This window comes from uncultured Bifidobacterium sp., assembly GCF_949292005.1.
GTDB lineage: Bacteria > Actinomycetota > Actinomycetes > Actinomycetales > Bifidobacteriaceae > Bifidobacterium.
In genome coordinates this window covers 1-6,393 of record NZ_CASEXV010000021.1, presented here as the reverse complement: position 1 = coordinate 6,393, position 6,393 = coordinate 1, and the positions used below count along the sequence as shown (strand labels likewise).

Annotated in this window: 5 protein-coding genes and 2 pseudogenes; 2 read left to right on the top strand and 5 right to left on the bottom strand. The window is 61.1% G+C overall.

Translation table 11 applies throughout. The annotated features are described in order from the left end of the window. A pseudogene (locus tag Q1X90_RS00855) lies at window positions 1-119 on the bottom strand (transglutaminase N-terminal domain-containing protein); the annotation flags it as partial. A gap of 300 nt (window positions 120-419) precedes the next feature. Next, a pseudogene (locus Q1X90_RS00850) lies at window positions 420-2,477 on the bottom strand (circularly permuted type 2 ATP-grasp protein); the annotation flags it as partial. A gap of 358 nt (window positions 2,478-2,835) precedes the next feature. Here Q1X90_RS00850 and Q1X90_RS00845 point away from each other — a divergent pair. Continuing rightward, window positions 2,836-3,345 (top strand): helix-turn-helix domain-containing protein, encoded by a 510-nt coding sequence (locus tag Q1X90_RS00845; protein ID WP_300765770.1) that lies wholly within the window; start codon window positions 2,836-2,838, stop codon window positions 3,343-3,345. 16 nt (window positions 3,346-3,361) lie between these two features. Here the strand turns inward: Q1X90_RS00845 and Q1X90_RS00840 are convergent, their stop codons facing one another. The 3 genes from Q1X90_RS00840 to Q1X90_RS00830 all read right to left on the bottom strand — a co-directional run bounded on the left by Q1X90_RS00840 (window position 3,362) and on the right by Q1X90_RS00830 (window position 5,880). Then, complete coding sequence (locus Q1X90_RS00840) at window positions 3,362-3,913, bottom strand: phage tail protein (RefSeq protein ID WP_300765769.1); 552 nt, start codon at window positions 3,911-3,913, stop codon at window positions 3,362-3,364. Window positions 3,914-3,966: 53 nt separating this feature from the next. Then, window positions 3,967-4,728: a M50 family metallopeptidase gene (locus Q1X90_RS00835; RefSeq protein ID WP_300765768.1), complete on the bottom strand. Its 762-nt coding sequence runs from the start codon at window positions 4,726-4,728 to the stop codon at window positions 3,967-3,969. A 63-nt stretch (window positions 4,729-4,791) separates the two neighbouring features. Next, complete coding sequence (locus Q1X90_RS00830; protein WP_300765767.1) at window positions 4,792-5,880, bottom strand: glycerol dehydrogenase; 1,089 nt, start codon at window positions 5,878-5,880, stop codon at window positions 4,792-4,794. 250 nt (window positions 5,881-6,130) lie between these two features. On the opposite strand from Q1X90_RS00830, the gene Q1X90_RS00825 reads away from it, so the two are divergent. Beyond that, window positions 6,131-6,393: hypothetical protein (locus Q1X90_RS00825; RefSeq protein WP_300765766.1), on the top strand; the 263-nt coding region annotated here is incomplete at its 3' end.

Here is a 6,393-nt window from a genome sequence, read left to right as displayed (position 1 = left end):
GTGTCGACGATCTGCTGGCGTGGACCGGTGGCGGGAACGCATCGCAGCTGGAATCGATGCTCGGTGACCGGTGAGCTGAACGTCAGCCTCATCTCATAGTCGAATTCGAGCTTTCTCACATCGTCTCCTGACGGCCGAGGACACGACCATTCGATGTCCCACGATAGCATCGATGGGATCGGTCAGAGAGCCGTCGATCCATACGTCGGCCCATCCGTCGGGGTGGCCGCCGAACGGGTTCCCGAACCGTCGGTCGGTCCTCCCGACGTGCCTTTCGCCGGTCCTTCCATCGGCCCGGCCGCACGTCTGTCGAGATTCATGCTCATGGAGCTGAGCATCCCCGCCGCAGAGGACTCCGACGTGGCCATATGCGTCCGGCAGCCGTCAAGTAGCGCCCCGAGATTTGTGGCCGCGGCGTCATACCCGCGATGAGGGAGCTGGTCCACCAGCCACACCAATCCGTCAATCACGCACAGGGGCATGGGTTGGGAGTCCAGTGTGGCGATTGATGCCGTGAGTTTGCGCAGCGGGCCCACGAGGTCGTCCGGGGCGGAACCGAACCGTGTGTATAGGTCGATGCGTTCGATGTACTTTCCGATGAAAATGACGGATTTGAAGGTGATGTCCGCCGCGGAGTCCTCGATTCCTCCCCAGAACGCGAGAAGGTGATCGTTGACGTCGCGCTGGCGATAGATGCCCTCGGCCGCCGTGCCGTGCTCGTGGGATCCGGCGATGGTCGTCGTCAATGCCAGCTCCACATGCTGCAGAAGGCGTGAGCCCAGCTCCGGACGGAGGATCATAGCGTTGCGGAAGGCGGAACCCATCGAGCTGCGTATGGAGTCCTGGATGGACTCGTCGTACAGGAAGCTGTCGATGAAGGCGTCGAAGTCCTTGAAGTCCTGGGGAAGGTCGAGGGCCTTGGCGAACGGGCGGAAGGCGTCCACATCGGTGTCCATGACCCGGTCGTAGAACGGAAAGAACTGCTCGAGCGTGGTGTATACGCGTTCGGTATACCGGCCCAGCCAGAAGAAGTTGTCCGCCTTGGACGCCGTCACCGGCGAGACGGGACGATGTCTGAACCGGGCCAGAGACGCCAGGGCGGGAGCGACGTCCCGGGCGGTGGAGAGCGCGTCGTCGCCCAGAACCCACGTGTCCTTGAAGCCTCCACCCTGTGAGGAGTTGACGATCATCCGCCCGGGAGTCGAGGCGTATCTGGTCAATCCGGAGTACCAGACGTGGGTCTGCTGACCGGTGACGACGAAGGCCCGCAGATCGCATTTGCGTGGGCTGCGCTCGCCGGTCAGCGGATCGACGACGTCGATGTCCCTGAATTGGATCACATCCTGCGCGATGAACCGTCGAGGCTCGGCAACGATCCTGTCGGCGAGGTCCCGCCGTTGGCCCGCGTCGAGGCTTGACCCGAACACCACGCCATAGCCGCCCGCCTCGGCCACATCCTTGATGACCAGCTCTCCCATACGGTCGAGGACGGTGCGACGGTCCTTCTCGAACATCGGCATATACGTCGGCGCGTTGTCGAGTATCGGCTCCTCGCCGAGATAGTAGCGGATCATGTCCGGCACGAAATAGTAGATGGCCTTGTCGTCCGCGGCGCCGTTTCCTGGCGCGTTGACTATGGCGACGTTACCGGCGCGGTAGGCGGCTAGGATCCCGGGCACACCGATCACCGAATCGGGGTTGAAGGCGAAGGGGTCAAGATACTCGTCGGACAGACGCCGGTAGACCACGCCGACCCGATAGCGGTGCCCCGCATAATCACGCAGATACACGCTGTTGTCGACGACCTCGAGGTCCTCCGGGAAGGCGAGGACCGATCCGGTCTTCTCCGCCAGATAGGCGTGCTCGAAGAACGCGGAGTTCCGGCTTCCCGGGGTGAGGACCACCGCAATACCCTCGGTGGAGACAAAATCCATGGACTTGCGCAGAAGCCGCGGATACTCTCGGTTGTCACGGACCTTCACGTCGCGGAAAAGACGCGGGCAGATCCTGCGCTCGATGTCTCTGACGAACAACGGGTAGCTCGCGCCCGACGGGATGCGCAGGTTGTCCTCAAGAACCCACCAGTGCCCGTCTTCGGCCTGGACCAGATCCTCTCCGGCGATGTGCGCGAAAATGCCTCCCGGTGGGATCACCCCATTGACCTGGGGGAAGTAACCGGCGGAAGTGTAGACATACTCCTCGGGAACCACGCCGTCGGCGACGATGCGCTTGTCCGAGTAGATGTCGGACAGATACGCGTTCAGAGCCGTCACCCGCTGCTTGAGACCGGACTCCAGCACCGTGAAATCCTGCGATTCGATGATGCGGGGGATGGGATCATAGGGGAAGAGACGGTCATGGTATTCGCCATCCTTGTAGATGCCGAAGCGCACTCCATTGCGGCTGAGCTCGCGGTTGATCCCCTCGCGATGGTCCACCAGCTCCTGAGCCAAACGTCGTGCGGCCGATTCGATCATCACCTTGCCCCTTTCGATCGTCGGCGCGCGTCGCCACTGTCATCAGCCTCGTCGTGGCGTCAAACTCGACGGTTCGATTCGGAACGTGCCTTCATCTCGAGTTCCCAATCACTCGTCATCAATCACACCGGATTCCCGTATGCGTTCAGCCTAGGAACGTGCGGTTTCCCTTCTCCGATTGTTATGTTACGAGCATGTCTCGTGCATGATTCCTTGCCGATTCGTGGAGGCGGACTCCGACATCCTTCGTTGTGGGTGGCGCGGGTAGAGTTGGCTGTGGTTGGAAGCCGGTCGCCGCGTGCTCGTGGCCGTGGGGCCGCGCATCGCAGGAGGTCGCGAGAACCGGAAGGGAGGTCCTATGGCGGATCCGGCGGGCAAAGCGGACAAGGCGGACAAATACAAAGCTGACAAAGCCGATAACGACAAAGAAGAATCATGCGAGGACGCATCCACTTACACGCGTCTGCGTGAGGGGCAGCACTTCGACAGGAAAAGCGCGCGCCTGCGACCAGATGGCCTCGCCCGTCACATCATCGCCTTCGCCAATGATGGCGGGGGAACGGTGGCCGTCGGAATCGAGGATGACGGCAGCATAACAGGTTTCCGCAGGCAGGGAGCCTATCCCGTCGAGGATTTCGAACGCATACCCGTGGAGCTATGCGATCCGCGACCGACCGTTGGATTGAGGAGGCTACCGTGCCGGAACGTCGACGGCGACGACGACATCATCCTTCTCGTTCAGGTCAGACCGTTCGCCGGAGGCGTGGTGAGGATGCGGTCCAATGGTGACGTCTATCTACGCGAATCCGACAGCAGCGTCAAACTCGATGACGAGGGGACGGCCAAACTGGATCGGACCACGCGGTAGCACCGTTCGGACGTGATTATTTCTGCGCGTACTCGCCTTTGATGATGAAGTACGAGCCGCGGATCACGCCGGCAAGACGCGACTTCTGATGGCCGAACTTGAAACGGCCCTCAAGCTCCGCGGGGACCGGCATCCCCTCGGACAGTTTCAATCCCACCGCGCGGCGTTTGGGATCGGCAAGGTCGTACATGATGTTGATCGACAATCCGTCCTCATAGAAGACATAGGTGACGGCCATGCCGCCCACCTCGAAGCACGAGGTTTCCAATGGCCGGGCGGAGAACACGATGTCGCGCTCGCTGCTGAGGATGCGGTTGACGTAGTCCATCGTCTCCGGAGCCTCCTCAGCCGGACTCACCGTGAAGGCGTGGCCGTACTTGTTCATGAAATACCGGGCCTCGTTGGCACGAAGACCGGCAAGCGCCGCGGCGACGGGCGATGATTCAAGCCCTTCTGTGGAGATGGTCGTGAAATCGACGGTGTGCTGGGACACGGATCCTCCCGGATGGGCTTGTGGCTGCGTGGATGGATGGCTTACTCGTTGTGTCAGGCTTACTCGTTGTGTCATACGAGTGTGCCATACCGGCGCCCTGTGCGTGGGTGGTGCCGACGGATGTTCGCTCACAGCGCCAGCATCCAGACATATCCCAGCCATAATGCCCCGACTGACATCGCCATCCACACGGTGATCCACAATCCGGCCGGCACTCCCGTCGTGGCCAGCTGGTCGGCGTCCGATCCAGCGGCGCGACCCGTGAGCCGTTGGTGGATGAGCTCAAACAACGGTCTGATCGCGCCGAAAAGAAGGAACCATGCCAGCACATGGGCGGCCAGGGATCGAAGATCGGCGCTTCCCCACCATGAGAGAACGACCACACCCGCCCCGGCCGCGACCACAGCCAGAAGTCCATAGGCATTGCGTATTTTCAGGAGCATCAGTATCAGCAGAACCACAAGAAGCCACAGGGACGCGGTGGAATAGCCATGAGAGACCAGCGCGGCGCAGGCGAGTCCCCACAACGCCGGTGCCGCATAGCCGGCAAACTGAGTGAGGCGAAGCCCGATGCCGCGGCTTTTGCCCTGACTCACCGTCAGCCCCGAGGTATCCGAATGCATCTGTATTCCATTGACGCGGCGTCCGCAGAGCAACGCCACAAGCGCGTGGCCGCCCTCATGAGCGATGGTTATGGCGTTGCGTGTGATGTGCCAAATGGGTGTGAGAATAACGGCGAGAAGTGCGACGACGCAGCATCTCGTCACTGTCGTCTGGTCGAGAGCCGGTGTGGCGGTGGTGGAAGCGTCCACGATGGTGTGGAGCACGGATTCGACGCGGCCCGGAAAGGTGGTCGTGAGAGCGGCCGTTAGTGTGGTTGTGAAGGGCATGGGCCCAGTGTCGCATATATATCTGTGCGTTCAACCGGGCCCATCGCCGTGGATAAGACTCGGCTACGCGAGGGAAACTCCGATCTCGTCGGCGACGCGCAACGCTCCCGCGACATCCACAGGACTTACCTCGAAAGGCATGTTCGACATCGTGTCCTCATCCGAACAGGCGAGCTCCCCGACTCTGAGAAGATCCTCGTCCGTCGCGTCGGCTATGCCGATCCCCGCGAGGCGGGTGGGAAGTCCCACGGTGCGGAAGAATCCGTATGCTTCCTGAACATCCTTCTCGGGACGATTCTCGAGGACGAACTGCGCTAGCGTGCCGTAGGCCACCTTCTCTCCGTGCAGATACTTGTGGGTTCCCTCAAGCGCGGTCAGCCCATCGTGTATCGCATGGGCCGCCGCGAGTCCGCTGCTTTCGAACCCCAGACCGCTGAGAAGAGTGTTGGCCTCGATGATGTTGTTGACCGCTGACGTGAGGATTCCGTGTTTCACGGCAGCCACCGCTTTGGGGCCGTCCGCGACGAGGATGTCGTGGCAGAGCTTGGCGAGCGCGAGGGCGGCGTTGGTGGCGTGTCCTCCCGTCATGGTTATGGCGTTTGACTTCTCGCATGCCAGCGCCTCGAAGTAGGTTGCGTACGCGTCGCCCAGACCCGAGACGAGGAAACGCACTGGCGCATGGGAGATGAGAGCCGTGTCCATGATGACCATGTCGGGATTCTTGGGAAGCGGTAGGTAGTGGTCGAACTGGCCGTCATCCGTGTACACCACCGACAGGCGGGAGCATGGGGCGTCCGAGGATGCGGCGGTTGGCATGATGATGACTGGGAGGTTCAGATAGTGTGCGACGGCCTTGGTGGTGTCGAGCGTTTTTCCGCCGCCGATGCCCACGACCACGCCGCATGATCCGATGAGGGATTGATGGCGGTCGATTTCGGACATTGAGCATTCCCCTCCGAAACGCTCAAGGTGGTATGGAAGGTCCCCCGCCGTGAAGCTGGAGACAATGGAATCGTGATAGGTGTCGTCAATGAAGGGGTCGACGATAAGATACGCCCCGTTGGGACTCAGGGTTTCGCAGTTGTCGGCGAGTATCGACAAGGCGTTGGCTTCTTGGATGTACGTTCCCGGCGAACACAGTATCGTTCTCATGGCAATATCTCCTTTGATATTGGAATGTCCGGATGGTTTCCCATCCACGCTCGATGCTATCGCCGAAGTCTGGGGTTGTCATCATGGCGGGACCAGCCATCTGCCGGAATGCATGGACGTGCCGATGCCATGACTAATGGGACGAAGGGAAGTCCGCCCGCGAATCGGCGCTACCATTGGTCTGGGCCACTGGTCCGGTATTGGGAGATGCGGGCGTTTCCGTCCGTGATGTGATGGGGGATGCTTGTCCATGGGCTTGATGGATGCGTTGCGGGGAACGACAATGGATGCCCCGGTCGTCTATATGGATGGTGATGAGTCGAATCGACGTCTGCACGCTCTCGAGGATCGCCTCGACACGGGAGCGGCCGGAACCGATCGCGATGCGCTTGTCGATCGTATCGAGCGGTTGAAGGCGGGCATCGCCGGCGAGAAGAGAATAATGTTCGAACTGATGAACAGCCGCATGCCGCTGTTCGTTCTTCATGATCTTAATCTCGCGCATGATGGGCT

Excerpts from the sequence above, each read along its gene's own strand:
- Q1X90_RS00845 (WP_300765770.1), top strand. The coding sequence starts at position 2,836 with ATGGCGGATCCGGCGGGCAAAGCGGACAAGGCGGACAAATACAAAGCT.
- Q1X90_RS00840 (WP_300765769.1), bottom strand. The coding sequence starts at position 3,913 with ATGACACAACGAGTAAGCCTGACACAACGAGTAAGCCATCCATCCACG.
- Q1X90_RS00830 (WP_300765767.1), bottom strand. The coding sequence starts at position 5,880 with ATGAGAACGATACTGTGTTCGCCGGGAACGTACATCCAAGAAGCCAAC.
- Q1X90_RS00835 (WP_300765768.1), bottom strand. The coding sequence starts at position 4,728 with ATGCCCTTCACAACCACACTAACGGCCGCTCTCACGACCACCTTTCCG.